Annotated in this window: 26 protein-coding genes; 14 read left to right on the forward strand and 12 right to left on the reverse strand. The window is 71.8% G+C overall.

Annotated elements, in window-relative coordinates; translation table 11 throughout:
• Positions 1–37 precede the first annotated feature (37 nt).
• On the reverse strand, positions 38–580 hold the full coding sequence (locus ACIPY5_RS16025; RefSeq protein ID WP_400972369.1) for a YbhB/YbcL family Raf kinase inhibitor-like protein: 543 nt from the start codon (positions 578–580) through the stop codon (positions 38–40).
• Positions 581–696: 116 nt separating this feature from the next.
• On the opposite strand from ACIPY5_RS16025, the gene pyrE reads away from it, so the two are divergent.
• Genes pyrE through ACIPY5_RS16040 form a run of 3 tightly spaced genes read left to right on the forward strand, consistent with a single transcriptional unit; the run spans position 697 to position 3,406 of the window.
• Entirely contained in the window at positions 697–1,272 is a 576-nt protein-coding gene (gene pyrE, locus ACIPY5_RS16030; RefSeq protein WP_309338496.1) for an orotate phosphoribosyltransferase, read from the forward strand.
• Entirely contained in the window at positions 1,269–2,222 is a 954-nt protein-coding gene (locus ACIPY5_RS16035) for an ROK family protein (protein WP_400972371.1), read from the forward strand. Before pyrE ends, ACIPY5_RS16035 begins: the two co-directional genes overlap by 4 nt.
• Before the next feature lie 2 nt (positions 2,223–2,224).
• A complete protein-coding gene (locus tag ACIPY5_RS16040; RefSeq protein WP_400972373.1) occupies positions 2,225–3,406 on the forward strand; it encodes an anhydro-N-acetylmuramic acid kinase in 1,182 nt (393 codons plus the stop codon).
• A 117-nt stretch (positions 3,407–3,523) separates the two neighbouring features.
• Here the strand turns inward: ACIPY5_RS16040 and ACIPY5_RS16045 are convergent, their stop codons facing one another.
• The 6 genes from ACIPY5_RS16045 to ACIPY5_RS16070 all read right to left on the reverse strand — a co-directional run bounded on the left by ACIPY5_RS16045 (position 3,524) and on the right by ACIPY5_RS16070 (position 7,671).
• Positions 3,524–3,679 (reverse strand): hypothetical protein, encoded by a 156-nt coding sequence (locus ACIPY5_RS16045; RefSeq protein ID WP_309338490.1) that lies wholly within the window; start codon positions 3,677–3,679, stop codon positions 3,524–3,526.
• Entirely contained in the window at positions 3,676–4,248 is a 573-nt protein-coding gene (locus ACIPY5_RS16050; protein ID WP_400972375.1) for a YdeI family protein, read from the reverse strand. Before ACIPY5_RS16050 ends, ACIPY5_RS16045 begins: the two co-directional genes overlap by 4 nt.
• 8 nt (positions 4,249–4,256) lie before the next feature.
• A complete protein-coding gene (locus ACIPY5_RS16055; protein WP_309338485.1) occupies positions 4,257–5,084 on the reverse strand; it encodes an HAD-IIA family hydrolase in 828 nt (275 codons plus the stop codon).
• A 46-nt stretch (positions 5,085–5,130) separates the two neighbouring features.
• Positions 5,131–5,763: a metal-dependent transcriptional regulator gene (locus ACIPY5_RS16060; RefSeq protein WP_400972378.1), complete on the reverse strand. Its 633-nt coding sequence runs from the start codon at positions 5,761–5,763 to the stop codon at positions 5,131–5,133.
• Positions 5,764–5,864: 101 nt separating this feature from the next.
• Entirely contained in the window at positions 5,865–6,215 is a 351-nt protein-coding gene (locus tag ACIPY5_RS16065; protein ID WP_309338479.1) for a hypothetical protein, read from the reverse strand.
• 181 nt (positions 6,216–6,396) lie between these two features.
• A complete protein-coding gene (locus tag ACIPY5_RS16070) occupies positions 6,397–7,671 on the reverse strand; it encodes an Nramp family divalent metal transporter (RefSeq protein ID WP_400972380.1) in 1,275 nt (424 codons plus the stop codon).
• Between the two features lie 161 nt (positions 7,672–7,832).
• On the opposite strand from ACIPY5_RS16070, the gene ACIPY5_RS16075 reads away from it, so the two are divergent.
• The 4 genes from ACIPY5_RS16075 to ACIPY5_RS16090 all read left to right on the forward strand — a co-directional run bounded on the left by ACIPY5_RS16075 (position 7,833) and on the right by ACIPY5_RS16090 (position 11,820).
• Complete coding sequence (locus tag ACIPY5_RS16075) at positions 7,833–8,498, forward strand: TrmH family RNA methyltransferase (protein ID WP_400972382.1); 666 nt, start codon at positions 7,833–7,835, stop codon at positions 8,496–8,498.
• Between the two features lie 97 nt (positions 8,499–8,595).
• Positions 8,596–9,873 carry a sensor histidine kinase gene (locus ACIPY5_RS16080; RefSeq protein WP_400972384.1) on the forward strand — a complete coding sequence of 426 codons (1,278 nt, stop codon included), beginning with the start codon at positions 8,596–8,598 and terminating at the stop codon, positions 9,871–9,873.
• Complete coding sequence (locus ACIPY5_RS16085; RefSeq protein ID WP_400972386.1) at positions 9,870–10,526, forward strand: response regulator; 657 nt, start codon at positions 9,870–9,872, stop codon at positions 10,524–10,526. The genes ACIPY5_RS16080 and ACIPY5_RS16085 overlap by 4 nt, the downstream gene beginning before the upstream one ends.
• A gap of 91 nt (positions 10,527–10,617) precedes the next feature.
• The gene (locus ACIPY5_RS16090; RefSeq protein ID WP_400972388.1) at positions 10,618–11,820 is read left to right on the forward strand and encodes a hypothetical protein; all 1,203 of its coding nucleotides are present in this window, start codon (positions 10,618–10,620) and stop codon (positions 11,818–11,820) included.
• A 6-nt stretch (positions 11,821–11,826) separates the two neighbouring features.
• Here the strand turns inward: ACIPY5_RS16090 and ACIPY5_RS16095 are convergent, their stop codons facing one another.
• From ACIPY5_RS16095 to ACIPY5_RS16105, 3 genes are all read right to left on the reverse strand, one after another.
• On the reverse strand, positions 11,827–12,084 hold the full coding sequence (locus tag ACIPY5_RS16095; RefSeq protein WP_400972390.1) for a hypothetical protein: 258 nt from the start codon (positions 12,082–12,084) through the stop codon (positions 11,827–11,829).
• A gap of 168 nt (positions 12,085–12,252) precedes the next feature.
• Positions 12,253–13,620, reverse strand: coding sequence for an MATE family efflux transporter (locus ACIPY5_RS16100; protein WP_400972392.1), 1,368 nt, complete (start codon positions 13,618–13,620; stop codon positions 12,253–12,255).
• Positions 13,621–13,664: 44 nt separating this feature from the next.
• Positions 13,665–15,227, reverse strand: coding sequence for a DUF222 domain-containing protein (locus ACIPY5_RS16105; protein WP_400972394.1), 1,563 nt, complete (start codon positions 15,225–15,227; stop codon positions 13,665–13,667).
• A 259-nt stretch (positions 15,228–15,486) separates the two neighbouring features.
• On the opposite strand from ACIPY5_RS16105, the gene ACIPY5_RS16110 reads away from it, so the two are divergent.
• The gene (locus ACIPY5_RS16110) at positions 15,487–16,122 is read left to right on the forward strand and encodes a DUF1992 domain-containing protein (RefSeq protein ID WP_400972396.1); all 636 of its coding nucleotides are present in this window, start codon (positions 15,487–15,489) and stop codon (positions 16,120–16,122) included.
• Between the two features lie 18 nt (positions 16,123–16,140).
• On the opposite strand, the gene ACIPY5_RS16115 is transcribed toward ACIPY5_RS16110, so the two are convergent.
• Together ACIPY5_RS16115 and ACIPY5_RS16120 are read right to left on the reverse strand one after the other, a co-directional pair.
• A complete protein-coding gene (locus ACIPY5_RS16115; RefSeq protein ID WP_400972398.1) occupies positions 16,141–16,653 on the reverse strand; it encodes a hypothetical protein in 513 nt (170 codons plus the stop codon).
• Positions 16,650–17,120 (reverse strand): DM13 domain-containing protein, encoded by a 471-nt coding sequence (locus ACIPY5_RS16120; protein ID WP_400972400.1) that lies wholly within the window; start codon positions 17,118–17,120, stop codon positions 16,650–16,652. Before ACIPY5_RS16120 ends, ACIPY5_RS16115 begins: the two co-directional genes overlap by 4 nt.
• Before the next feature lie 148 nt (positions 17,121–17,268).
• Here ACIPY5_RS16120 and ACIPY5_RS16125 point away from each other — a divergent pair, with 148 nt between their 5' ends.
• The 6 genes from ACIPY5_RS16125 to ACIPY5_RS16150 all read left to right on the forward strand — a co-directional run bounded on the left by ACIPY5_RS16125 (position 17,269) and on the right by ACIPY5_RS16150 (position 22,519).
• A complete protein-coding gene (locus ACIPY5_RS16125; protein WP_400972402.1) occupies positions 17,269–17,979 on the forward strand; it encodes a response regulator transcription factor in 711 nt (236 codons plus the stop codon).
• Positions 17,976–19,124 carry a sensor histidine kinase gene (locus ACIPY5_RS16130; RefSeq protein ID WP_400972404.1) on the forward strand — a complete coding sequence of 383 codons (1,149 nt, stop codon included), beginning with the start codon at positions 17,976–17,978 and terminating at the stop codon, positions 19,122–19,124. Before ACIPY5_RS16125 ends, ACIPY5_RS16130 begins: the two co-directional genes overlap by 4 nt.
• Positions 19,125–19,267: 143 nt before the next feature.
• A complete protein-coding gene (locus ACIPY5_RS16135) occupies positions 19,268–19,774 on the forward strand; it encodes a prepilin-type N-terminal cleavage/methylation domain-containing protein (protein WP_400972406.1) in 507 nt (168 codons plus the stop codon).
• Positions 19,775–19,839: 65 nt separating this feature from the next.
• On the forward strand, positions 19,840–20,214 hold the full coding sequence (locus tag ACIPY5_RS16140) for a Tfp pilus assembly protein FimT/FimU (protein ID WP_400972408.1): 375 nt from the start codon (positions 19,840–19,842) through the stop codon (positions 20,212–20,214).
• Positions 20,211–20,795, forward strand: coding sequence for a PilW family protein (locus tag ACIPY5_RS16145; protein WP_400972410.1), 585 nt, complete (start codon positions 20,211–20,213; stop codon positions 20,793–20,795). The genes ACIPY5_RS16140 and ACIPY5_RS16145 overlap by 4 nt, the downstream gene beginning before the upstream one ends.
• Positions 20,786–22,519, forward strand: a complete 1,734-nt coding sequence (locus ACIPY5_RS16150) for a hypothetical protein (RefSeq protein ID WP_400972412.1) — start codon at positions 20,786–20,788, stop codon at positions 22,517–22,519. The genes ACIPY5_RS16145 and ACIPY5_RS16150 overlap by 10 nt, the downstream gene beginning before the upstream one ends.
• The last annotated feature ends 7 nt before the right edge of the window (positions 22,520–22,526 follow it).

Raw genomic sequence — 22,526 nt, forward strand, 5'->3', positions numbered from 1 at the left:
AAGAAATACCCGAGAATTGGTATCCCATCCGACCCGCTCAGCGGTCGGAGGGATCCGCCGTGCCGACCAGGATCCCGCGCGCCAGCACGTGGAAATGCCTGTTGAAGCCGAGGTAGGCGGGCGTCTCGTCGCCGTCGAGGTCGATCTCCTCGATGTCGAGCGCATCGACCGTGATGACGTAGCGGTGCACGCCCGTGCCGGCGGGCGGGGCGGCGCCGATGTAGCGCTGCAGCCGGGCCTCGTTCGGCAGGGTGATCGCCTGGGCCGGGAGGGATCCGGGCTCCCCGTCGCCCGCACCCGCCGGCAGCGAGCGCACGTCGGCGGGGATGTTCGCGACCGCCCAGTGCCAGAACCCGGATCCGGTCGGGGCGTCAGGGTCGTAGACCGAGAGGGCGAAGCTCCTGGTGCCGGCCGGCGGCTCGCCCCACACCAGCGCGGGGGAGCGGTCGACCCCGCCGCGGGACTCCGACCACGCCCAGACCGGCAGCGGCCCGTCCGCATCGAAGTCGGGGCTGGAGAGCTCCAGCGGGGGCACCGGCTTCAGCCGGGCGAGGGCGGCGTAGGTGTCGACATCGAGCATGCGATCCTCCTCTGAGCGCGGATACGGCCACTCTAGGCCGCACATCCCCGGCTGTCGCCTGCCTGCCGCCGGTTCTCCTCTGCTCGGGCCGGGAGGGCGCGCCCTAGACTTGTGCCGTGACGCTCAGCACCCCCGAACTCGAAGCCGACCGCCAGGCCCTCATCGCCCTGATCAAGGACGAGGCGGTGTTCCACGGAGACTTCACGCTGGCCAGCGGGAAGCAGGCGACCTACTACGTCGACATGCGCCGGCTCACGCTCGACCACCGGGCCGCCCCCGCGATCGGCCGCATCGTGCTCGACCTCATGCAGGGTCTCGACGGCATCGCCGCCGTCGGCGGCCTGACCCTGGGGGCGGACCCGATCGCGAACGCCGTCCTGCACGAGTCGGTGCGCGCCGGATCCCCGGTCGACGCCTTCGTGGTGCGCAAGGAGCCCAAGGACCACGGCCGCGGACGTCAGATCGAGGGCGCCGATGTCGCAGGCAAGCGCGTCGTGGTCGTCGAGGACACCTCGACCACGGGCGGATCCCCGCTCAAGGCCGTCGAGGTGCTGCGGGCCGCCGGCGCCGAGCCGGTCGCCGTGATCTCGATCGTCGACCGCAAGACCGGCGCGCAGGCCGCGATCGAGGCCGCGGGCCTGCAGTGGCTCGCCGCGATCGATCTCGACGACCTCGGACTCGACCCGCAGTGACCGACGCGAAGACCGGTGCGGCGGCCGGCGAACGGACCGCAGCCGAGGACCGTCGGGTCGCGCTCGCCGTCGACGTGGGCGGGACCAAGCTCGAGGCCGCTCTGGTGCGCGCCGACGGGACCGTCGTGGACGGCACGCGCAGTCGCCGTCCGACCGGGCCCGACGCGACCTTCGACTCCCTGCGCACGGCGATCGGCGAGGTCGTCGCCCACGCGCTCGCAGGCCGCGGATCCGAGGACGAGCTGGTCGGCGCCGGCATCGGCAGCGCCGGTCCGGTGGACCGCGAGCAGGGCACGATCGTGCCCGTGAACATGCCCGCCGCACACGGCTTCGGGCTGCGCGACGCCGTGCGGACGGCTGCCGAGGCGGTGCACGGTGCTCCGGTCGAGACCGTGCTCGCACACGACGGCGGCTGCCTCGCTCTCGCCGAAGCGCGGTACGGCGCCACGCGCGGAGCGGCGGCATCGCTCTCGATCGTGGTGTCGACCGGCGTCGGCGGAGGGTTCGTCGTGGACGGCCGCTACCTGCCCGGATCCTCCGGCAACGCCGGTCATCTCGGCCAGGTGCACGCGACGGCGGAGCTCACGGTCGAGCAGGTCGCCTCCGGTCCCGCGAGTGTGGCCTGGGCCCGCACGCAGGGATGGACCGGGCAGCAGGGCGAGGACCTGGCCCGCGACGCGAGGGCCGGCGACGCGATCGCGCGCGCCGCGATCGAGCGCTCCGCCCGCACGGTGGGTGCGGCGCTCGCGGATGCGTCGACGCTCGTGGACCTGGAGGTCGTCGCGATCGGCGGCGGCTTCTCCCGCGTCGCCGACGATTACATCGACCTCGTGCAGGCGGCTCTCGTCGAGAGTGCCCAGCACGACTACTCCCGCCGCACGCGCGTCGTGCGCTCGGGGCTCGGCGACGAGGGGCCGCTCATCGGCGCCGCGGCGCTCGTGCTGTCCTGATCATGCGCGTCCTCGGGCTGCAGTCCGGCACATCCCACGACGGGATCGACGCCGCTGTCGTGGAGTTCCGCGTCGACGGTGCCGGGCCGCACGGCGCCGCGCTGCGGGGGACCGTGCTGCACACGGCCGAGACCCCGTATGCACCGGAGCTGCGCGCCCGTCTCGTCGCCGCGCTGCCCCCGGCCGCCACGACCCTCGCCGAGGTGTGCGAGCTCGACACGCTGATCGGCCAGGCGTTCGCGGAGGCCGCGGCTGCGGCGGCGGATGCGGTGGGCGGGGTGGACGCCGTGTGCTCGCACGGGCAGACCGTCTTCCACTGGATCGAGGAGGGTCGCGCGCGCGGCACGCTGCAGATCGGACAGCCCGCGTGGATCGCGGAGCGCACGGGCGCCCCGGTCGTCTCCGACGTGCGCATCCGCGACATCGTCGACGGCGGGCAGGGCGCGCCGCTCGTCTCGCTCCTCGACGACCTGCTGCTGCGGAACGCCGTCGCCGAGGGCGGCGTCGCCGCCGCGCTCAACCTGGGCGGCATCGCCAACGTCACCGTGGTCGGATCCGGTCCGGTGCTCGGCTACGACATCGGCCCGGCGAACGCGCTCATCGACGCGGTGATCCAGGACCGCGGCCTCGACGAGCGCGGTTACGACGCCGACGGCCGGATCGCCGCGGCCGGCCGAGTGGACGAGGGGCTCCTCGCCGCGCTCCTGGACGACCCCTACTACGCGCTGCCCGCCCCCAAGAGCACGGGCAAGGAGCACTTCCATCTCGCGTACGTGCGCGAGCACGTCGCCGCGCACGGGCGTGGCATCGCCGATGCCGACCTCGTGCGGACGCTCACCGAGCTCACGGTGCGAACGGTCGCCCGCGACATCGCGGCGCGCGGCGCGGCCCTCCTCGCCGTCTCCGGCGGTGGGGTGCACAACCCGGTCGTCATGGATGGTCTGCGCGCCGCGCTCGACGGCATCGAGGTCGTCTCCGCCGACGCGCTGGGTGCTCCTGCCGACGCCAAGGAGGCGATCCTGTTCGCGCTGATCGGCTGGTGCACGCTGCACGGCGTCCCCGCCGTGCTGCCCGGCGCGACCGGCGCGACGGCGCCGCGGATCCTCGGCACGATCACGCCCGGATCCGGTCCGCTCCGGCTGCCGGAGCCGGTCGCCGGGATCGCATCGCTCACGCTGGACTGAGGCGCTCGCTCGGCGGATCCGCGGGCGCTCGGCTGAAGCGCGCGCCCCGCCGATCGGCGGTCGCCCGCCGGCGCTGCTGGCGCTGCCGGCGGTCCTGGCGCTCCAGGGGGCGGGCGCTCAGCGGTCCCGCTCGTCCTCGTCCCAGGGGCCTTCCCACCACGGACCGCGGCCGTCGTCGCGGCGGCGCCGGCTGAGCACGATCTGCACGATCCACGCGGCCAGCGTGCCGAGGGCGATGACGGCCGCGACCCAGATGATCGGATTGGAGGTCATGGCCGCTTCCCCTCCGCCGCATCGGCGACGATCTTCGCGATCCGGGCGGCCCTGGTCTCGGCCCGCTTCGCCATCGCGATCTGCGTCAGGCCGACCTTCTTCGCCGAGGGCGGGAAGGCGTCCCAGCCCGCACGGCCGGCCGGAGACAGGTCGAGGGCGGCGATGAGGTCGTCGGGCTCGATGCCCGCCTCGGGGCCGTCGAGCACGGTCCAGGCGCCGTTCGCCTTGGCGACCTCGATCGCGCGGATGCCCGCGGCCTCGAGCAGCCCGGCCTCCTCGAGCAGCGCCACGCGGGCCTTGTTCGTCGCGGCCCAGCCGCTGGACGCGCGCCGCGGCGCGAACCACAGGCCGCCGATGCGCTCGTCCAAGCTGCGCACCGGCCCGTCGATCCAGCCGAAGCACAGCGCCTGCAGGATCGCCTCCTCGTAGCCGACGTGCACATCGTCGTTGCCCGGACGCGGCCGCACCAGCCAGGCGCCGGTCGCCGTCGCGTGGTTCTCGGCCAGCCACGCGCGCCAGGTCGCCGCATCGGCCGCGGTGACCCTCACGCCCTGGTCGAGTGCGCCCATCGGAACGCTCAGTCCTCGATCTCGGGGTTCGCCGCGCCTGCCGAGGGGCCGGACTCCGGCAGTTCCCGCACCAGGTCGATGACGCCGCCGACGATCTCGTCCGGGCGGAACGGATACTTCTCGATCTCGGCGCGATCGCTGATGCCGGTGAGCACGAGCACGGTGTGCAGGCCGGCCTCGATGCCGGCGACGATGTCGGTGTCCATGCGGTCGCCGATCATGCCGGTCTTCTTCGAGTGCGCGCCGATCTTGTTGAGCGCCGAGCGGAACATCATCGGGTTCGGCTTGCCGACCACGTACGGATCCTTGCCCGTCGCCTTCGTGATGAGGGCCGCGATCGCACCGGTCGCCGGCATCGGGCCGTCGGCGCTGGGGCCCGTCGCGTCGGGGTTCGTGACGATGAAGCGGGCGCCGCCCTCGATCAGCCGGATCGCCTTCGTGATCGCCTCGAACGAGTAGTTGCGGGTCTCGCCGACCACGACGAAGTCGGGATCCGTCTCCGTCATGATGAAGCCGGCCTCGTGCAGGGCGGTGAGGATCCCGGCCTCGCCGATCACGAAGGCGGAACCGCCGGGCAGCTGCTGCTTGAGGAAGTCGGCGGTCGCGAGCGCCGAGGTCCAGATCCGTTCCTCCGGCACGTGCAGGCCGCTCGAGCGCAGGCGGGCGGAGAGGTCGCGCGCGGTGAAGATCGAGTTGTTCGTGAGGACCAGGTAGGGGATCCCGTCGCGCTCCCATCCGGCCAGCAGGTCGGCGGCGCCGGGCAGGGCGTCGTTCTCATGCACGAGCACGCCGTCCATGTCGGTGAGCCAGCATTCGATATCCGCACGTTCGACCATGCACACAGCCTAGGACCGCCGGGTTACGGGCGGATGACGACGGGCGTCAGGTCGAGAGCCAGACCACCTCGGATGCGGCGTCGGGGAGGGGGACGTCCGCACCGTCGATCCGCAGGCCGCCGGGGATCACGACGACCTCGCCGCCGATCGCCAGCCCCGCGGACTCCAGGGTGCGCAGCAGCTCGGGATCCCGGTCGTCCACCCGCAGGACGCGGCCCGGGTGTCCTGACGAGGCGTCGGCGAGCAGCACGAAGGGCTCGCGCTCGATGCGGCCTGCGGCATCGGGGATCGCGTCGCCGTGCGGGTCGAAGCGCGGCCGGCCCAGACGGGCGTCGATGCCCTCGAGCAGGCGGTCGCTGATGGTGTGCTCGAGCACCTCGGCCTCGTCGTGCACCTCGTCCCAGGCGTAGTCGAACTCGCGCACGAGCCAGGTCTCGATGAGGCGGTGCCGGCGGATGATCGCGAGCGCGCGCTGCTCGCCGTCGTCCGTGAGGCGCACCGCTCCGTAGGGCACGTGCGAGACGAGGCCCGACGCCGCGAGCTTCTTCACCATCTCGGTGACGCTGGACGGGGCGATCCCGAGCTTCGCCGCGAGCTGCGACGGCGTGATCGGGGTCGGCTGCCATTCGGTGTGCGCGAACACCGTCTTCAGGTAGTCGTCGGCCGCGGGGGATGCCACCCCTCCACCCTAACCGCCGCCGTCGCGCTTCCCACTTCCGCGTCGTCCCCGTGAGCGCACCCCAGGGGGCCCGCTCACGGGGACGACGCGGAAGATGAGGGTCAGTGGGCGACGGCGGAGAGGACCGCGAAGGCGGCCTGGCCGGCGAAGAACATGATCGCGAACCCGGCGAGAGCGCCGATCAGGGACATGCGGCCGTCGAAGCCCTCGACGCCGCGCATGCCGATCGCGCGGGCGCGGAACGACAGGATCAGGGTCAGCGCGCCGAGCACGAGCTGCACCCAGGGGCTGCCCACGGGCAGCAGTCTCGGCAGGGCGAGGAGCAGGATCCCCAGGGCGGCGGTGACGAGCGACGCCCAGGTGCAGATCCGCACGGCCCGGCGCGCGGCAGCCTGCGCTTCGGCCTTCTCGGCGGCGCGCTGCGCGGCGGACGGGCGGCGGGATCTGGCCATCCCTCGAGCCTACCCGCGCCCGCTGTGCCCCCCGACCGCGCGCCCGCCGCGACTGCCCCGCCCCCCGGCCCCTCTTGACCGCGAGACTCCATCTGGGCGACGAGACTGCGGTCCTGGAACGCAGTCTCGTCGCGGAGTTGGAGTCTCACGGTCAAGGAGGAGGGCAGGGGCGGAGCCGGGGTCAGGAGCCGGTGAAGAGCAGCCAGAGCAGGAGCGCGTTGAGGGCGATGAGCAGGACCGCGGCGACGGATCCGGCGACCGTGGTCCACAGACGGTTCGCGTGGCGGCCCAGCGTCCGGCGCTGCGCGGTGAGCACGACGAGCGGCACGAGCGCGAACGGGATCCCGAACGAGAGCGCGACCTGGCTGAGCACGAGGGCGAAGGTCGGGTCGACGCCCAGCGCGAGGATCGCCAGCGCCGGGACGAGCGTGACGAGCCGGCGCGTGACCATCGGGATCCGCATGCGGAGCAGCCCGTGCATGATCTCGGCGCCGGCGTAGGCGCCGACGGCGGTCGACGCCAGGCCCGAAGCGAGCAGGGCGACCGCGAACAGGACGCCGATCACCGGACCGAGCTGGGCGCTGATCGCGGCGTGCGCGCCCTCGAGGGAGTCCGTGCCGCTCACCCCGGGGAGGGTCGCCGCGGCGAGCAGGAGCATCCCGACGTTGACCGCCCCGGCCACGACCATCGCGAGCGTGACGTCCCAGCGGGTCGCGGTGAGCAGGCGTGCGATCGGCGTGCGACGAGGCGTCTCCGGATCCCCGCCCGGGTGCAGCGGCACCGTGCCGAAGCGGTCGCGGGTGAGGGCGGAGTGGGCGTAGATCGCGTGCGGCATGATCGTGGCGCCGAGGATCGAGGTCGCCAGCAGCACCGAGCCGGTGTCGGCGAAGCGCGGGACGAGGCCCCCGAGGGTCGCCGTGGGATCGGGCGGTGCGACGAAGAGCCCCGCGAGGAAGCCGATCGTGACGATCGCGAGCAGCCCGATCACGACGAACTCGAACGGCCGCGCACCGCGGCGTCCCTGCAGCATGAGGAGCGCCATCGAGACGACCCCCGTGATGACCCCGCCCAGCAGGAGCGGGATCCCGAACAGCAGCTGCAGCGCGACGGCCCCGCCGATCACCTCCGCGATGTCGGTCGCCATCGCGACGAGTTCGGCCTGCACCCAGTAGGCCCGGCGCGCCGCCTTGTGCTTCAGCCGATCGCCGAGGATCTCGGGCAGGCTGCGTCCGGTGACGACCCCGAGCTTGGCCGAGAGGTACTGCACGAGCCAGGCGATGACGTTGGCCACGACGACGACCCACACCAGCAGGTAGCCGTACTGGGCGCCGGCGGTCATGTTGCTCGCGACGTTGCCCGGATCCACATAGGCCACTCCGGCGACCAGGGCGGGGCCGAGCAGCGCCGCGCCCCGAGCGGAAGCGGGGATGTCGGAACGCGGGGGTGCGATGGTCACCGTAGTTTTAGGCACACCGAAAACCTATCTCATTTTTAGGCACACCGAAATATCCGGATCCGAGGTGCCGGCAGCGCTGGAGCACACCTCTCCGGAGCGCACCGCCCGGGTGTACCGCATCGGAGCACACTCCCTCCCCCCGCCGCGGCTACGCTGGCGGGATGCAGGATCCGGCGCCCGAGAGCGAGTCAGCGACGACGGCGGAGGAGCCGGCCGAGCCCGTCGAGCACGGTGTCGGCCCCTGGCCGGGCGGTGCTGACGCCTGGCCCGCGGGGGAGCACTTCGATCCCGACCTGCTCGCCCACGGCGACCGCCGCAACGTCGTCGACGCCTACCGCTACTGGCGCATGGACGCGATCGTCGCCGACCTCGATTCCCGACGGCACGCATTCCACGTGGCGATCGAGAACTGGCAGCACGACATGAACATCGGATCGATCGTGCGCAGCGCGAACGCGTTCCTCGCCGACACCGTGCACATCATCGGGCGGCGGCGCTGGAACCGCCGGGGCGCCATGGTCACTGACCGCTATCAGCACGTCCTGCACCACGAGACGGTGCAGGCGTTCACCGCGTGGGCGGAGGCCGAGCGCATTCCGATCATCGCCGCCGACAACCTCGACGGCGCGGTCCCGGTGGACCGGGCGGACCTTCCGGAGCGCTGCGTGCTGCTGTTCGGCGCGGAGGGCCCTGGCCTCTCCGAGGAGGCGCTCGCCGCGGCGTCGGGGCACGTCGAGATCACGCAGTACGGATCCACCCGCTCGATCAACGCCGGCGCCGCGGCGGCCGTGATCATGTACGAGTGGTGCCGGAGGCACGCCGGCTGATCCTGCACCTCGGCCCGGCGGAGCCCGGGTCCGTCCGCCGATGCGGGTCGCTCGCGCGGGTGAGGACACCCGCGCGACAGCGTGCCAGCATGGGGACGTGCGGACGGAGAAGGCGCGGATCGGCGTGCGCGGCAGCGGCGCCTCACTGATCGTGACGCTGGCCGCCCTCGTCGTGCTGCTGCCGATCAGCCTCGCCTCGCTCGCCTGGTCGGCCCCGCACCCCGCCCTTCCGGTGCTCATCGGCCTCGCGCTGGGCTTCGCTGCGCTGCACGGCGCCTCGCTGCTGTCGGTGCGGCGCCCGGTCGTCGGCTTCCTCGTCGCGAGCACCGTGATGCTGCTGCTCGTACTGATCCCCGCGGCGCGCGAAGCCTCCGCCGTCATGCACCCGTCCGCGGTCGCGTATCTGCTGTGCCTCGCCCAGGTCGCAGCGCGCGAGAGGGCGCGGCTCTCCGTCGTCGCCCTGGGCGTCGGACTCGCCGGCGCCGGGATCATCGCGCTCGCCGAGCCCACATTCGGTTCCGCGGCCGGCGTCGACGTCGCACTGCTGCGACTCGGCGCCTTCCTCGGACTCGCGGCCAGCGCGACCGCCGCGTGGGCCTGCGGTCTGCTGGTGCGATCCGCGACCAGCCGCGCCGAGGAGCGGACCGCGGTGCGCGTGCGGCAGGCGATCGCGGACGAGCGGATGCGCATCAGCGGCGAGCTGCACGACGTCGTCGCGCACGCGATGACGGTCATGATCGCGCAGTCCGAGGTCGCACGGGCACTCGTGCGCGAGCGACCCGAGGTCAGCGAGAGCGCGCTCGGCGTGGTCGTCGACACGGGCCGGGATGCGCTGCGGGGCATGCGCGCGATCGTCGCGGCCGAGGGCGACGCCCCGAAGCAGCCTCTGCCGACGGCGGACTCGCTGGCCGAGCTGGTCGACGCGGTGCGCAGTCCCGCGTGCGCGGCCCGCCTCGTGGAGACCGGAGGGCGCCGCGCGCTGGCGCCGGCGTCGGCGCTCGCCCTGCACCGCGCGGTGCGCGAGGGGCTCACGAACGCCATGCGGCACGCGCTGCCTCCTGTGCGTGTCGAGGTGCGCCTCTCCTGGTCGGAGGAACAGGTCGTCGCCGAGGTCGAGGACGACGGCGGATCCGGGCGCAGCGGATCCGATCTCGGCACCGGGACCGGGCTGGTGAGTCTCGGCGAGCGGATCCGGCTGGCGGGCGGCTCGCTCACGTCGGGAGCGGTCGCCGCGGGGCATGGATCGAGCTCGTCCGCGGGATCGGGATCACCGGGATGGCTGCTGCGCGCCGAACTGCCGGTGCTGCCGGAGCAGGCGGAGGGAACCGCACGCTCCTTCGCGGGGCGCTCGGCGGATGAGGAAGAGGGCGCATGACGATCCGGGTGCTGCTCGTGGACGATCAGGAGCTGTTCCGCGAGGCGGTCGCGATCATGCTCGGCCGGGATCCGCGCATCGCCGAGGTCGCGACGGCGGCCGATGCGCACGGGGGCATCGCGCACGTCCGCGGCCACGCCGTCGATGTCGTCCTCATGGACATCCGCATGCCGGGGATGGACGGCATCGCCGCGACCCGGGAGATCCTGCGGTTGAAGCCGGGGGTCCGGATCCTCATGCTCACGACCTTCGATCTGGATCAGTACGTCGTCGAGGCGATCCGCGAGGGGGCGAGCGGGTTCCTCACGAAGGACGCCGCGCCGCAGGATCTCGCCGACGCGGTCGTCGCGGCCGCCGCCGGGGATGCCGCGATGTCGCCGCGCGCGACGGCGGCACTGCTGGGCTTCGTGCGGGAGGCCGGCCCCTCGGCCGATCCCGATGCGGCGCTCGCGCCGCTCAGCGGCCGTGAGCGCGAGGTCGTGCAGGCGCTCGCGTCCGGTGCATCGAACGACGACATCGCCCGCGCCCTGTTCCTCAGCGAGAACACCGTGAAGACGCACGTGAAGGCGATCCTCGCGAAGCTCGGGCTCGCCGACCGTCTGCACGTCGTGATCTGGGCGTACGAGAACGGAGTCCGCCGCCCCGGCCGGTAGGCGCGCGTGCCGGAGGTCATCCCCGCGGGTGACCCGGAACCGTCCTCGAGGGCGACGCGGAGGGCGGTCCCGGATCCGTAGCGTTCGGGGCATGAGGAACAGAACGCGTGTCGTGCTGCTGATCGTCGCCCTTGCACTCGGAGCGGTCGTCGCCCTTCTCGGTGCGATCGGACTCCTCGTCCCGGGCGTCGTCCCCACGGGGGCGGCACCCAGCCTCGCCGCCACCGTCGTCGGAGCGCCCATGGCCGCGGCGGTGTCGATCGCGGCAGGGCTCGCCGCGGTGGCCGTCGGGGTGCTCGGACTGCGCGGACAACGAGGGGGCGGCGACGGAGTCGTCGTCGGCGCGGCGCCGGGAGGGTTGCGCGTTGCCGCGGTGATCGTGGCGCTGCTGGTGGCGGCGCTGATCCCCGGAGGGATCATCCCGGTGGCCGGGTACTCGTTCGTGCTGGTGGTGGCGGGGCTGGTCGTCGTGGGACTCGTCCTGCTGACCGTGCGGCGGCCCGTGATCGGAGTCATCGGGATCGCGCTCGTCGCCGGCGTCCTCGTGCTCGCAGCGCTCCGGCTGCCCCTGGCGACGTTCGCGCCTCGCGTGCTGGAGGCGCTGGCTCCGAGGCTCGGCGAACTGGCGGTCTCGTTCGCGCACCTGGTCGCTGCGTGCGCGCTCGCCGCCTGGGCGATCGGCGAGCCCGCCGTGCGAGGCCGGTTCGCCGCCGGTGTGCTGAGGCATCGGCGGGCCATCACCATCGCGGCGGCGCTGTGCGCTCTGCCCTACGTGTTCTGCCGTCTCACGTGGCTGACGCCGTGGCCGCTGCTCGCTCCGGCGGGTGCGCTGGCGCCGGACATCCGCATGGTGGGCCTGCTGCTCGGCGGGGCGATGCTCGCGGCGGGACTGCTCACGCTCGCACTGTGCCTGCCATGGGCGGACCGCTTCCCGCAGTGGATGGCCGGGGTCGGTGGTCGTCCGGTGCCCGCCGGACTCGCGGTGGTCGCGGCTTCCTTTGTAGCGGTGATGTTCACCGTGGGGGGTGTGGACCTGGTCCGCGTCGCTGCGACGAATGGCGGTGCGCTGGCGGTGGGTGTGCTGGAGCTGCTGCTCGTGCTGCCGTTCTGGCTGTGGGGGCCGCTGCTCGGCTTCGCCACCTGGGGCTACGCGATGCACCGCGGCCGGCCCGAGGGACGTCCCGCGGCGCCGAGGGCGATCGGCGATCGCGGGCTGTCGGACACCCTGCGGGCGCGGGCGACAGCGGAGCTCGACGCGATCGAGGAGCGCGAGCTGCATCGCAGCGCGCGATGAGGGTTCTCAGTCGCGGTCGATGCCGAAGGTGTGCTTCATGAGGGCGCTGACGTCGCGGTCGATGTTGCGGACCTCCGTGCGCAGTTCCGCGATGTCGCCCTTGAGGTCGGTGCGCAACTCGGACAGCCCGCCGTTGAGCTCCGACCGGAGCCCGCTGATCTCGCTCCGGACGACGCGCGTGAACATCGTCGTGATGATCGTGATCATGCCGAACATCCCGGCCGCGAACACTCCGATGAGGGTCCACACCTGCGGTTCATTCATGGTCAGCACCCCCTCAGTGTCGCGCGGATCCGCCCAGAGTGCCAGGGAACGAGAGCCTCTGACCGGCACACGACGGAATCGGTGCACAACCCGGCGAGGATCCCTGCTGCGCGGACCGAATGCCCGAATCGAGGCCCCTCCTCAGGAGCGGGGGTGAGGTGGATCTCGTCACACCGGGACGGTCAGCCAGCGTCCGGTCCGCACGCGCAGGCCGAGTGTGGCGAGCCGCGCGCACAGGTAGACGCCGAAGAACGCGACTGAAAGCCAGATCACGCCTGCGACGCCGTTCACCCCGGTCGCGGCGATGATCGCGAGCGCGGGCAGGAAGGGCACGAGGTTCAGGCCGCCGGCGAGGGCGAGGTAGCGCGCGTCGCCGGCGCCCATGAGCACTCCGTCGAGCACGAACACGATGCCGGCGATCGGCTGCGCGATCGCGAGCACGATGAGGGCGGGCTGGATCAGTGCGGCGAGCGCCGGATCGCCCGTGAAGGCGAGCCCGATGACCGACGACAGCGCGGCGATGAGAACTCCGACGATCACCCCGAACCAGGCGCCCCAGGCGACGGTGCGGGCGAGCACGTGCCGTGCCCCGTTCGGATCCTCGGCGCCCAGGCTCTTCCCGATGAGGGCCTGTGCGGCGATCGCGAGCGCGTCCAGCGCGAAGGCCGCGGCGGAGAAGATCGTGAACACGACCTGCCAGCCGGCGAGCTCGCGCGTGCCGATGCCGGTGGCGATGCCCACGGTCGCGAGCAGCGCCACCCGCAGGCTCACGGTGCGCAGGAACAGCCATCCCCCGGAGCGCGCGGATCCGCGGATTCCGCTCAACTCCGGTGCGACCGAGGCCTCGTGCCGGCGCGCCAGGCGCCCGATCACGAGCACGTAGGCGCCGACCATGCCCCATTGCGCGACGACGGTGCCGAAGGCGGATCCGGCGATGCCCCAACCGAACCCGTAGATGAAGAGCCAGTTCAGCAGCGCATTCGCGGCGAAGCCGATCCCCGCGATCCACAGCGGGGTGATGGTGTCCTGCATGCCGCGCAGCAGCCCCGTCGCGGCGTACACGACGAGCATCGCGGGCAGACCCCACATGGAAGGTGCGAGATAGGCGGCGGCCTGCGCCGCGACCTCCGGAGTGGCGCCGAACAGCGGGATCACCGCGGGGGTGAGCAGAGAGCCGATCACTGCCAGCACCGCGCCCAGGCCGAGCGCGAGCCACATGCCGTCGATGCCGACCGACACGGCGTCGCCGTGGTCGCCCGCACCGAACCGGCGTGCCACCGCGGGCGTGGTCGAGTAGGCCAGGAAGATCATGAGTCCGACGATGGTCTGCAGGATCGCCGACGCGATGCCGAGCCCCGCGAGCGGTGTGGTGCCGAGGTGCCCGACGAGCGCCGCGTCGACCATGAGGAACGCGGGCTCCGCCACGAGCGCGCCGAGGGCGGGCACGGCGAGGCGGACGATCTCGCGGTTCAGGGTCGGTGCCCCGCTCGGGCGCGGTCTGTCACCCGGACTCGGGTTCGGCGTCGGGGAGGGCACTGTACGAGCCTAGAGGCGGCCGGGGACACCGTGCGCCTCGGTTCTCATCCCGGCGGGGCGAGGGCGGTGGCGAGGAGTCTTCGGACGGCACCGGGGGTGCCTCCACGGGTGCGAGGGCGGTGCCAGGTGCGGGTGCGATCCCACCACGCGGGGCCGCGGATCTCGGGCACGCCGTGGCGCATGCGGATCTGCCAGCCGGACACATCGAGGGTGCGGTGGTGGTGCCAGCACAGCGCGACACCGTTGCTCGTGTGCGTGGGACCACCCGCGGCGTGCTCATGGACGTGGTGGATCTCGCACCAGGTCGCGGGCACGCGGCAGCCGGGGATCACGCATTCCCGGTCGCGGAGCAGGATCGCACGACGCAGCGTCGCGGTGAAGATGCGCGCCGTGGTGCCGATCGAGACGATCTGCCCGCGCTCATCGAACAGTACGCGTTGCACCCCACCCGCGCAGGCCGTGTGCCGAGCGACGCTGAGGGGCACATCGGTGCCAGAGCCTTCGATGACCGCGCGTCCGGTGCCGTTCGCGTAGTCTTCGGCGGCCACCGACACCACGAGCGTCGGGGCTGCGCCGCCGAGGTCCGGCATGTCGGAATGCCCGGCTGCGATGTTCAGGATCGCCGCGAGATTGTCGTGATTGCGCTGCGCGCGCGTGCGGGTGTCGATCGGCGCGCTCGGGCCGCCGGCGAACGCCGGCTCGAGAGGATCCTCCTCGACCTCGACGAATCGGACCGCGCTCTGCGCGTCGAGCGTCGCCGCTCCCTCGGATCCCAGGCCGTCGAGGACGTCATCACCCGTCTCGTCGAGGCGCCCGGTGAGGTTCGGAGCATCCGTCGCCGCCGGGTTGTTGAACGCGTCGAAGAGACGCTCCAATGCCCCCGCGACTTCGGGCAGCAGCCCGCCGCGCACTGGACGCACCCCGTCGCGGAGCCGTCCGATCGTGAACCCTCGGTTCCGCTCCGCCTTCCGGTCGTCGGGTTCGGCTCCGTCGGGGTCCAGCGCGAGCATGAGGGCCTGCGCATGGTTCGCGAGCTCGTCCGTCGACGGCGCGGGGCCGGGCCTGCCGTGCTCGTCGGGCAGGTCGAGACCGCGCGCCATGGTCGCGAGGATCTCGTCGACGGCGCCTCGGGCGTCCGCGCTGATCCTGTTCCCGGATCGCTCGATCGGTCCGATCGCGGCGAGCAGACCGGTCGTCGAGATCTCCCCGTCGCGCAGCACCTGCCCGAGCGCCCCATACCGCGCGGCCCCGTGCTCGCCGGAGGAATGCAGGAAGTCGCGGCCGACCGCGTCGGCGGCGCGCACATACCGGCGGGCCGCGCCCGCATCCACGCGCAGCGACCGCCGCAGCAGTTCGGTCACGTCCGCACACCCCGCCGCGGTGCTGATCGTCGTCGACGCGGCTCCCGCGTCGCGATGCACGGCGTGCACGGTCGCGGTCGTGATCGCGCCGTCGAGCAGCCGCTGCGTCCGGCCCAGCGTCTGCAGGATCCGGATCGCTTCGTCGTCCGAGGTGCCGTCGAACTGTCCGGTCAGCTCGCGCGACGCGCACACCTCCCGGAGCAGGTGCTCGACCTGCTCCAGAGCCTCGCGTGCGGTGGATGCCATACCCCTATTCAACAGAGGGCCACCGACATTCGAACCTCCAGATCAGAGGTCATTTCCGATCTGTGAAGAACTTCCCCGGACCAGCCCCTGTGGAGGACGATGGTGCCCCCCGCTCCCTGTCGTCACCGGCACCAGGACCGCTCTCGAACTGGCCGATGCGCGATCCGGATCCGCTCGTTCGATCCGGATCCGCTCGTCCGATCCGTGAGCGGCCGCATAGGCTGGCACCACCCGAGGTGAGCGAGCCGGAGGAGGCGCGATGAAGGATCCTGAAGGCGTGCGCCGCGCGCACGATGCCGCGCAGAGCGTCAGAGACCGCGATGCCGCGCAGAGCGCCCGAGACCGCGACGCGACGCAGAGCGCCCGAGACCGCGATGCCGCGCAGAGCGCCCAGGACCGCGATGGCGCACGGCAGCCCGCGGGGCATCCGTCCGCACCGCCCGCAGCTCTGAACGCCGAGACGATGCCGGCCATCGTCGAGACGGCGATCCAGGTCGCGATGCGGCAGGGTCAGTTCGACGATCTGCCGGGGGCGGGCAAGCCGATCCCCGGTCTCGGGGACCATCACGATCCGGACTGGTGGATCCGTCGCAAGATCGAGCGCGAGAAGCTCACCGGTCTCGGTCCGCCGGCGCTGATGCTCCGCGTGGAGGATCGCGAGCTCGGCGCCCAGCTCGATGCCCTGCGCCGGGAGAGCGACGTGCGCGCGGTGCTGGAGGACTTCAACCGGCGCGTGATCGAGGCGCGGCGCCAGCTGCTCGGCGGGCCGCCCGTGGTGACCAAGCCCCGCGACATCGACGCCGAGATCGAGGCGTGGCACGAGCGCCGGGCAGCGGCCCGCGCCGCGGAGCCCTCGCCGCCCGAACCGAGGAGGCGCTGGTTCCGTCGGGGCTGACGACGCCGCCCGCACCCGTCACCGCGGGCGCGGCGTCCGCGTCCGTCGTCGTCCCCACCACCAGGCGACGCCGACGCGGCCCGACCACGGCAGCGCCAGCACGGCGGCGGAGAGCAGCACCATCGCCGGGTACTGCGCGATGAGCTGATCCGACGACCAGTAGAGCATCAGGGTGGCGATGGATCCGAGGGCCGTGATCGCGGTCAGCACGCGACCCAGGCCGAGCACCAGCAGCACCCCCAGCGCCGCCTCGAGCGCGGGGATCGCGACGCCGAACAGACCGGGCGCGGCCTGCATGAGCGCGCCCAGAGGGCGGAAGAAGAACGGCACACGGCTGTTGCCCGCAGCGCTCTGGGCGACGAGCAGGATGTCGGCGGATCCGAATCCCGCCCGGTACTTCAGGATCCCCTCGTTCAGCCACAGCACGCCCGCCGCGATCCGGGCCGCTGTGCCCAAAAGCGCGGAGGCGAGCAGCCAGGGTGCGGTGCGGGCCGGCTCCCCACGGTCGACCCGCACCGCGGTCGCGGTCATGAGAGCGGAGCGGCCCCGAACACCGCCTTGGCCTTGTCGCAGTGGATCACGACATCGGTGTACTTCGAGAGGTCGACCCCGCTCAGCATGAACGTCTGCGAGGCCTTGTCGAAGGCGACCGCGTCGATCTGCATGCCGGCGGAGACCGCGGCCTCGTCGGTGCCGTTCGTCAGATACACGTGCAGGTCCGGGCCCTCGTCGGAGGAGAAGCCGCTGAGCATGAGCTCGGATCCGGACAGGGTCACGGAGCCCTGCACGTTCTTGCCGTTCAGCCCCATGAACGTGCCGGTCTTGTGCATGGCGTCCATCGACGGCATCGGAGACGAACTCGGCGCAGACGACGAGGTCGACATCGTGTCGGACGACGGGGAGGCTCCGCCCGTCGTCGAGCTGCAGCCCGCGAGCGACAGGCCCAGGGCCAGGACGGCCGCGCCGAGCGAGGCGGGGGCGAAAGCGATCTTGCGCATGAGTGCTCCATTCCGTGGATGCGCCGACGGACGTGCCGGCTGTCGAGAACGGATCCGACGCTAGGCAGCGCGGAAGCGGTGCGGGGGAGTTCTTTCAGGGCCGTAAGGAACCGGGATCCGGCAGGTGCGGCGGGATTAGCCTCGGAGCATGGAGACGTCAGCGATCGCGCCGCCCCGCGTGGTGGTCGTCGAGGACGACCCCACCGTGCGCGCTGCGGTCGAGCGCTACCTCGGCGCGAACGGTTATCTCGTCGAGGCGTTCGGGGACGGGATCTCGGCGCAGCGCGCGGTGCGGGCGGATCCGCCCGACGTGCTCATCCTGGATCGCATGCTGCCGGGCATCAGCGGCGACGAGCTCGCGCGCGATGCCCGGCAGCGCTCCGCTGTGCCGATCATCATGCTCACCGCGCTCGGCGAGGTCGAGCAGCGCATCGAAGGCCTGGAGACCGGCGCCGACGACTATCTGGTGAAGCCCTTCGCACTGCGCGAGCTGCTGCTGCGGGTCGGGGCGCTGCTGCGCCGCTCCCGCGGCGCGGCGGCGCCGACGCGCGAGATCGTGCGCGGCGACTTCCGGCTGGATCCCGCCCGTCGCAGGGTGCACGTGCGAGGGGCGGAGGTGCCGCTCGCCGCGCGCGAGTACGAGTTGCTGGCCCACCTCGTGCAGCATGACGGGGAGGTGCTGTCCCGCGATGACATCCTGCGCGAGGTCTGGGGCTGGTCCTTCGGCGAGGCCAGCACGGTGACCGTGCACGTGCGCCGGCTGCGGGAGAAGATCGAGCAGGATCCGCGTCGTCCCCTGCACCTGCTCACGGAGTGGGGCGCCGGCTACCGGTTCTCGGCGGACGGATCCGGCTCATGATGCCCCTCGGCGTCGCGGACGTCCTGCTCATCCTGCTCACCGCGCTCGCCTGTGCGGCGGTCGTCACGGGCGCGGCGGTGCTCGTGCTGCGCCGTGCGCGGCGGGCAGGGCTGACGCTGCGCCTGGTGATCGTCGGGGTCGCGTCGGTGCTCGCGCTGGCGACGGGCGTGCTCGCGATCTCGGCCGAGATGTACCTGTCCGCGCACGACTTCACGGTGCTCGTGTGGGTGCTCGGGGCGGCGCTGCTGTGTGCGCTCGCGACCGCGTGGATCACCGCGAGGGCGGCGCGGAGCTCGGTGCGCGGGCTCACAGCCGCCGTGCGCCGGGTCGGCGAGGGCGACGTCGTCGCCCGCGGATCCAGCGGCTGGCGCGAGTTCGACGAGCTGTCCGCCGAGCTCGCGGAGGTGTCCGCGAAGCTCAGCGAGGCCAGGGCCGACCTGGAGCGGCTGGACTCCGACCGCCGCCGCTTCCTGGCCTGGATCTCGCACGATCTGCGCACTCCGCTTACCGCGATCCGCGCGCTCGCGGAGTCGGCCGAGGCGGGGCTCGCGGATCCGGAGGCGTTCCCCGGTCAGGTGCGCGCCCAGGTCGAGACGATGGGCCGGATGGTCGACGACCTGTTCGAGCTCTCCCGCATCACTTCGGGCTCGCTGCGGCTGCGCGCCGAGCAGGTCGAACTGCTCGACGTGGTGTCGGACGCCGTGGCCGACGTGCGCGCCGCGGCAGGGGCGCACCGGGTGCGCATCGTGCAGCGGGGCATCGACGGGCAGGTGCTGTGGGCCGACCCGCATCAGCTCACGCGCGTGATCGTCAACCTGCTCACGAACGCCGTACGGCACGCGCCGGAGGGATCCGAGATCCTCGTGTTCGCGGAGTCGCCGTCCCCGCACCGGCTCGTGCTCGCTGTGCTCGACCACGGCAGCGGCGTGGCCGTCGAAGACCTGGATCGCATGTTCGAGGTCGGCTGGCGCTCGGATCCGTCCCGCACCGGCGGCACCGCGCCGGATGCGGTGGCGTCGGGGGCCGGCCTGGGCCTCGCGATCGCCCGCGGGCTGGCCCGCGCGCACGGTGGAGACGTCTTCGCCGAGCACACCGACGACGGCTTCTGCCTAAAGGTGCTGCTGCCGGTGACGCCGGGATCCTGAGGCTGTCGGCAGGGAATGCGACGGTGCCTGCTCGAAGTCCCCGGGGTCTCGGCCGATCGTGCTTGGTATCCCGAAATAGCGGTTTCGCGATACCTCTTGCGCAAGCGCGACGACAGGTCCATCCTGATCCCTGGATAAGAGTTTTGGGACAACTCGAGTCCGAATCTGGGGACCGGGACAACCCGGCATTGCATCAATGGGCGCAGGGGACGCGCCGGTTCGCAGAGTGCGTTTTCACCCGAAACGACTCTCTGGAATGGGGACATGCAATGCTCGTTATTCGTCGCGCCCTCGAGGCGAAGAAGGAAGCACGTGAGAACGGCGATGAAGCCGGGTTCTCACTGATCGAGTTGATCATCGTCGTGGTGATCATCGGCATTCTCGTGGCCATCGCCCTGCCGCTGTTCGGCTTCATCCAGAAGACGTCGGTCGATGGGGCGACGCAGTCGAACACCAAGAACGCGTCGACCACTGCCGTCGCTCAGGTCGCCTCCGGGGCCGCAGTCGATGTGACGGCGCAGGCCGTCAACGGCACGGTTCTTACGGTCGCTGGAACGACGGCGTCGACGATCTGCGTCAGCGGATACAACACCAACGGCCAGAACTACATCAGCGCCGCGACGGCGTTCAAGTCCGGGCCCGGCTGCTAACTGTCCACCAACTACGGCCGGGATCGACTCTCGGTCCCGGCCGGATCGGTCGAGGGGTGGTCAGAGTGTCCACGACGCGAACGGATGACGAGGGCTTCGGCCTCGTCGAACTCATCATCGCGATGTTCCTCCTCGCCCTCATCACGATCGCCCTGATCCCCGCGCTCTACAACGGGATCATCTACTCCTCGCAGCAGGCGACGACGGCGACGGCGACGCGCCAGCTCAACACCCTCGTCGAACAGGCGCGGCAGACGCACACGTGCAGTGCACTGAGCTCGGCCGCGTCACTTCAGAACTTCACGGACGGCGCACGGCAGAGCTTCTCGACCTCGGGCACGTACGACTGCTCGACGAGCCCTGCACGGCTCTCGATCACCGCCAAGGGCGTCAACAGCACGACGCTCGCCACCGTCCAAGCACTGGTGTACCTGCAATGAACGCGCACGACGACGTACGGGACGACGACGGGCTCTCGCTCGTCGAGCTCATCTTCTACGTCGTGATCCTCGGTCTCATCACGACAGGCATCGCGGTGGTCTTCTTCAACACCTGGAAGGCTCAGGCGAGCGTCAGCGATCAGGTGGATGCGACGGAGCGCGGACAGCTGGTCTCCTCGCAGATCGAGAAGGCCATGCGCAATGCGGTCGCCTACAAGATCACGGATCCCACGCTCACGGCATCGGGATCGACCGGATCCACCCTCGTGGTGGCGACCTCGATGACCGGATCCAACGCCTGCATGGCGTTCAGCCTCGGGGGCGGGACCGCGCAGCTCGCCACGACGTCCGGCGGAGCCGTGACACCGGCGCCGTGGCCGACCTGGCAGACCGGGATCACCGCGCACAAGACATCCGCGGGCACATCGGTGCCGTTCTTCGCGCAGGTCGGCACGGACGTCAGCTACTCCTTCGACGTCACGAGCGCCAACGGGCCTGCGGTCCACTTCGAGGGCACCGCCTATCTGCGCAATCCCACATGGGGCGTCCGGCCGGGAGGAGGGAGTCAGACATGCTTCTGATCCACGACCTGTCGGCGCGCTGGCGCAAGAGCCAGGGGGAGGACGAAGGCGTCGCTCTCGTCCTGGTCGTGTTCGTGATGCTGATCGGCCTCGTCGCGACGGCGACCATCGCGGCGGCCATCTTCTTCGTCATCAACGGGAACCTGGGCAACAGGCGCAGCACGCAGGCCTTCATCGCTGCGGAGTCCGGCAGGGATGCGGTCGTGGCAGCGCTCACCGCCGCGGTCGCGGGGAACAGCTGCGGCGCCTCGACGATGACGGCGAACAGCATGTCGCAGGCGTCGGGCCCCTACTTCGACACCAGGGCGCAGGCCGTCCAGGTCGCCGCGGGAGGCAGCGCCCCGACGGCGTGGAACAGCGCGGTCTCGCCCGCGTGCCCGACGAAGGACACGAGCTACATCGTCATCCAGTCGACCGGATACGGCACGAGCAGCGTCGCAGGCCAGAAGTCGACGATCCTGTCGGTCTATCAATGGCAGGTCACGCCGCACACCTCGCAGAGCGGGACGATGGCGGGAACCAACGGCTCGTTCCACGGGGTCGGCGGCGGCTCGTCGAGCAACACGCTCACGGGCGACCTCGTCGTCCGCACCAGCGACTACACCTGCAGCGGCTCGAGCATCATCGACGGCGATCTCTGGGTGCTCGGCGGATCCGACGGGACGAACGGCGGCAACGTGACGCTCACCGGTGGGTGCCACATCACCGGGAACGTCTTCGCGAACGGGGCGGTCAGCACGAACGGAGCCAATCCCTCCAGCCCGATCATCGTCGGGAAGAGCATCCTGGCGGGCGGCGCGATCACGATGTCGTCCAACGGCACGAGCGTCGGCGGAGCGTGCGCGGCCGCGGACGGATCCTCGTGCGGTCAGGTCGCCTCCGGCGGTGCGGTCAAGCTGAGCAAGACGGGCAGCGCGGGAACCGTCAAGGGGGCGGTGACCGGGAAGACCACCCCCGTGATCGACCCGTCGGGGTGGACCCATCCGGACGGCACGGCGCTCGTCGGCGCGGCCGGCCCTGCGCCGACGTTCGCCCCGCCGCTCAACTCCGCGCAGAACGGCGGTTCCATCTCCGGCACGGTCTACGCGATGACCACCTGGATCGAGTTCGGCGCGGGGACGGCCTGGCAGGGCACGCCGACGGCCGCGACGACCTCCGTCTGCCCGGCCAATCCGAACACGGTGCTGGCCGCGGCGACCGGCCCGGTGATCCTGGACTACTCGGGATCCGGGTGCTCGGCCACATCGGGGAACACGACGACGATCACCCTCGCCGCGGGGAACGTGCCGCGCGACGCGGTCTTCCTCGTCGCACCGGGCAAGACCATGAAGGTCCAGATCAACGGGAGCCTCACCGGTCCCTCCAGCCCGACCTCGCAGATCTTCTTCGTGCACCAGAGCTTGAACACCGGCAACGTCGCGACGGACTGCGGCCGTCCGTCCGGCGACAGTTTCACCTCCGGATCCGTGACCATCGCACCGCGGATCATGGTCTACACGCCCTGCGGCATGAACGGCACCTGGACCGGGACGCTGACCGGACAGTTCTACGTCGGCGGATCCATGACCTACAACGGGAACTTCACCTGCCAGCCGATGTCCTGGGTCCCGACTCCGTCGCCGATGCCGAACATGGATTGCAAGATCCTCGGTTCGGGCGGGGCGGCGGGCAGCACGACCTACACCCTGTCGCTCGGCAACCTCCTCTCACAGGCGGAGCAATGATGCCCGC

The organism is Microbacterium sp. NPDC089698 (genome assembly GCF_044749045.1).
In the GTDB taxonomy this organism is placed as follows: domain Bacteria; phylum Actinomycetota; class Actinomycetes; order Actinomycetales; family Microbacteriaceae; genus Microbacterium.

Bases quoted from the DNA above. Each gene is read 5' to 3' on its own strand.
- ACIPY5_RS16025 (WP_400972369.1), bottom strand. From the start codon at position 580: ATGCTCGATGTCGACACCTACGCCGCCCTCGCCCGGCTGAAGCCGGTG.
- ACIPY5_RS16040 (WP_400972373.1), top strand. From the start codon at position 2,225: ATGCGCGTCCTCGGGCTGCAGTCCGGCACATCCCACGACGGGATCGAC.
- ACIPY5_RS16045 (WP_309338490.1), bottom strand. From the start codon at position 3,679: ATGACCTCCAATCCGATCATCTGGGTCGCGGCCGTCATCGCCCTCGGC.
- ACIPY5_RS16050 (WP_400972375.1), bottom strand. From the start codon at position 4,248: ATGGGCGCACTCGACCAGGGCGTGAGGGTCACCGCGGCCGATGCGGCG.
- ACIPY5_RS16055 (WP_309338485.1), bottom strand. From the start codon at position 5,084: ATGGTCGAACGTGCGGATATCGAATGCTGGCTCACCGACATGGACGGC.
- ACIPY5_RS16065 (WP_309338479.1), bottom strand. From the start codon at position 6,215: ATGGCCAGATCCCGCCGCCCGTCCGCCGCGCAGCGCGCCGCCGAGAAG.
- ACIPY5_RS16075 (WP_400972382.1), top strand. From the start codon at position 7,833: ATGCAGGATCCGGCGCCCGAGAGCGAGTCAGCGACGACGGCGGAGGAG.
- ACIPY5_RS16085 (WP_400972386.1), top strand. From the start codon at position 9,870: ATGACGATCCGGGTGCTGCTCGTGGACGATCAGGAGCTGTTCCGCGAG.
- ACIPY5_RS16090 (WP_400972388.1), top strand. From the start codon at position 10,618: ATGAGGAACAGAACGCGTGTCGTGCTGCTGATCGTCGCCCTTGCACTC.
- ACIPY5_RS16095 (WP_400972390.1), bottom strand. From the start codon at position 12,084: ATGAATGAACCGCAGGTGTGGACCCTCATCGGAGTGTTCGCGGCCGGG.
- ACIPY5_RS16105 (WP_400972394.1), bottom strand. From the start codon at position 15,227: ATGGCATCCACCGCACGCGAGGCTCTGGAGCAGGTCGAGCACCTGCTC.
- ACIPY5_RS16110 (WP_400972396.1), top strand. From the start codon at position 15,487: ATGAAGGATCCTGAAGGCGTGCGCCGCGCGCACGATGCCGCGCAGAGC.
- ACIPY5_RS16115 (WP_400972398.1), bottom strand. From the start codon at position 16,653: ATGACCGCGACCGCGGTGCGGGTCGACCGTGGGGAGCCGGCCCGCACC.
- ACIPY5_RS16120 (WP_400972400.1), bottom strand. From the start codon at position 17,120: ATGCGCAAGATCGCTTTCGCCCCCGCCTCGCTCGGCGCGGCCGTCCTG.
- ACIPY5_RS16125 (WP_400972402.1), top strand. From the start codon at position 17,269: ATGGAGACGTCAGCGATCGCGCCGCCCCGCGTGGTGGTCGTCGAGGAC.
- ACIPY5_RS16130 (WP_400972404.1), top strand. From the start codon at position 17,976: ATGATGCCCCTCGGCGTCGCGGACGTCCTGCTCATCCTGCTCACCGCG.
- ACIPY5_RS16145 (WP_400972410.1), top strand. From the start codon at position 20,211: ATGAACGCGCACGACGACGTACGGGACGACGACGGGCTCTCGCTCGTC.
- ACIPY5_RS16150 (WP_400972412.1), top strand. From the start codon at position 20,786: ATGCTTCTGATCCACGACCTGTCGGCGCGCTGGCGCAAGAGCCAGGGG.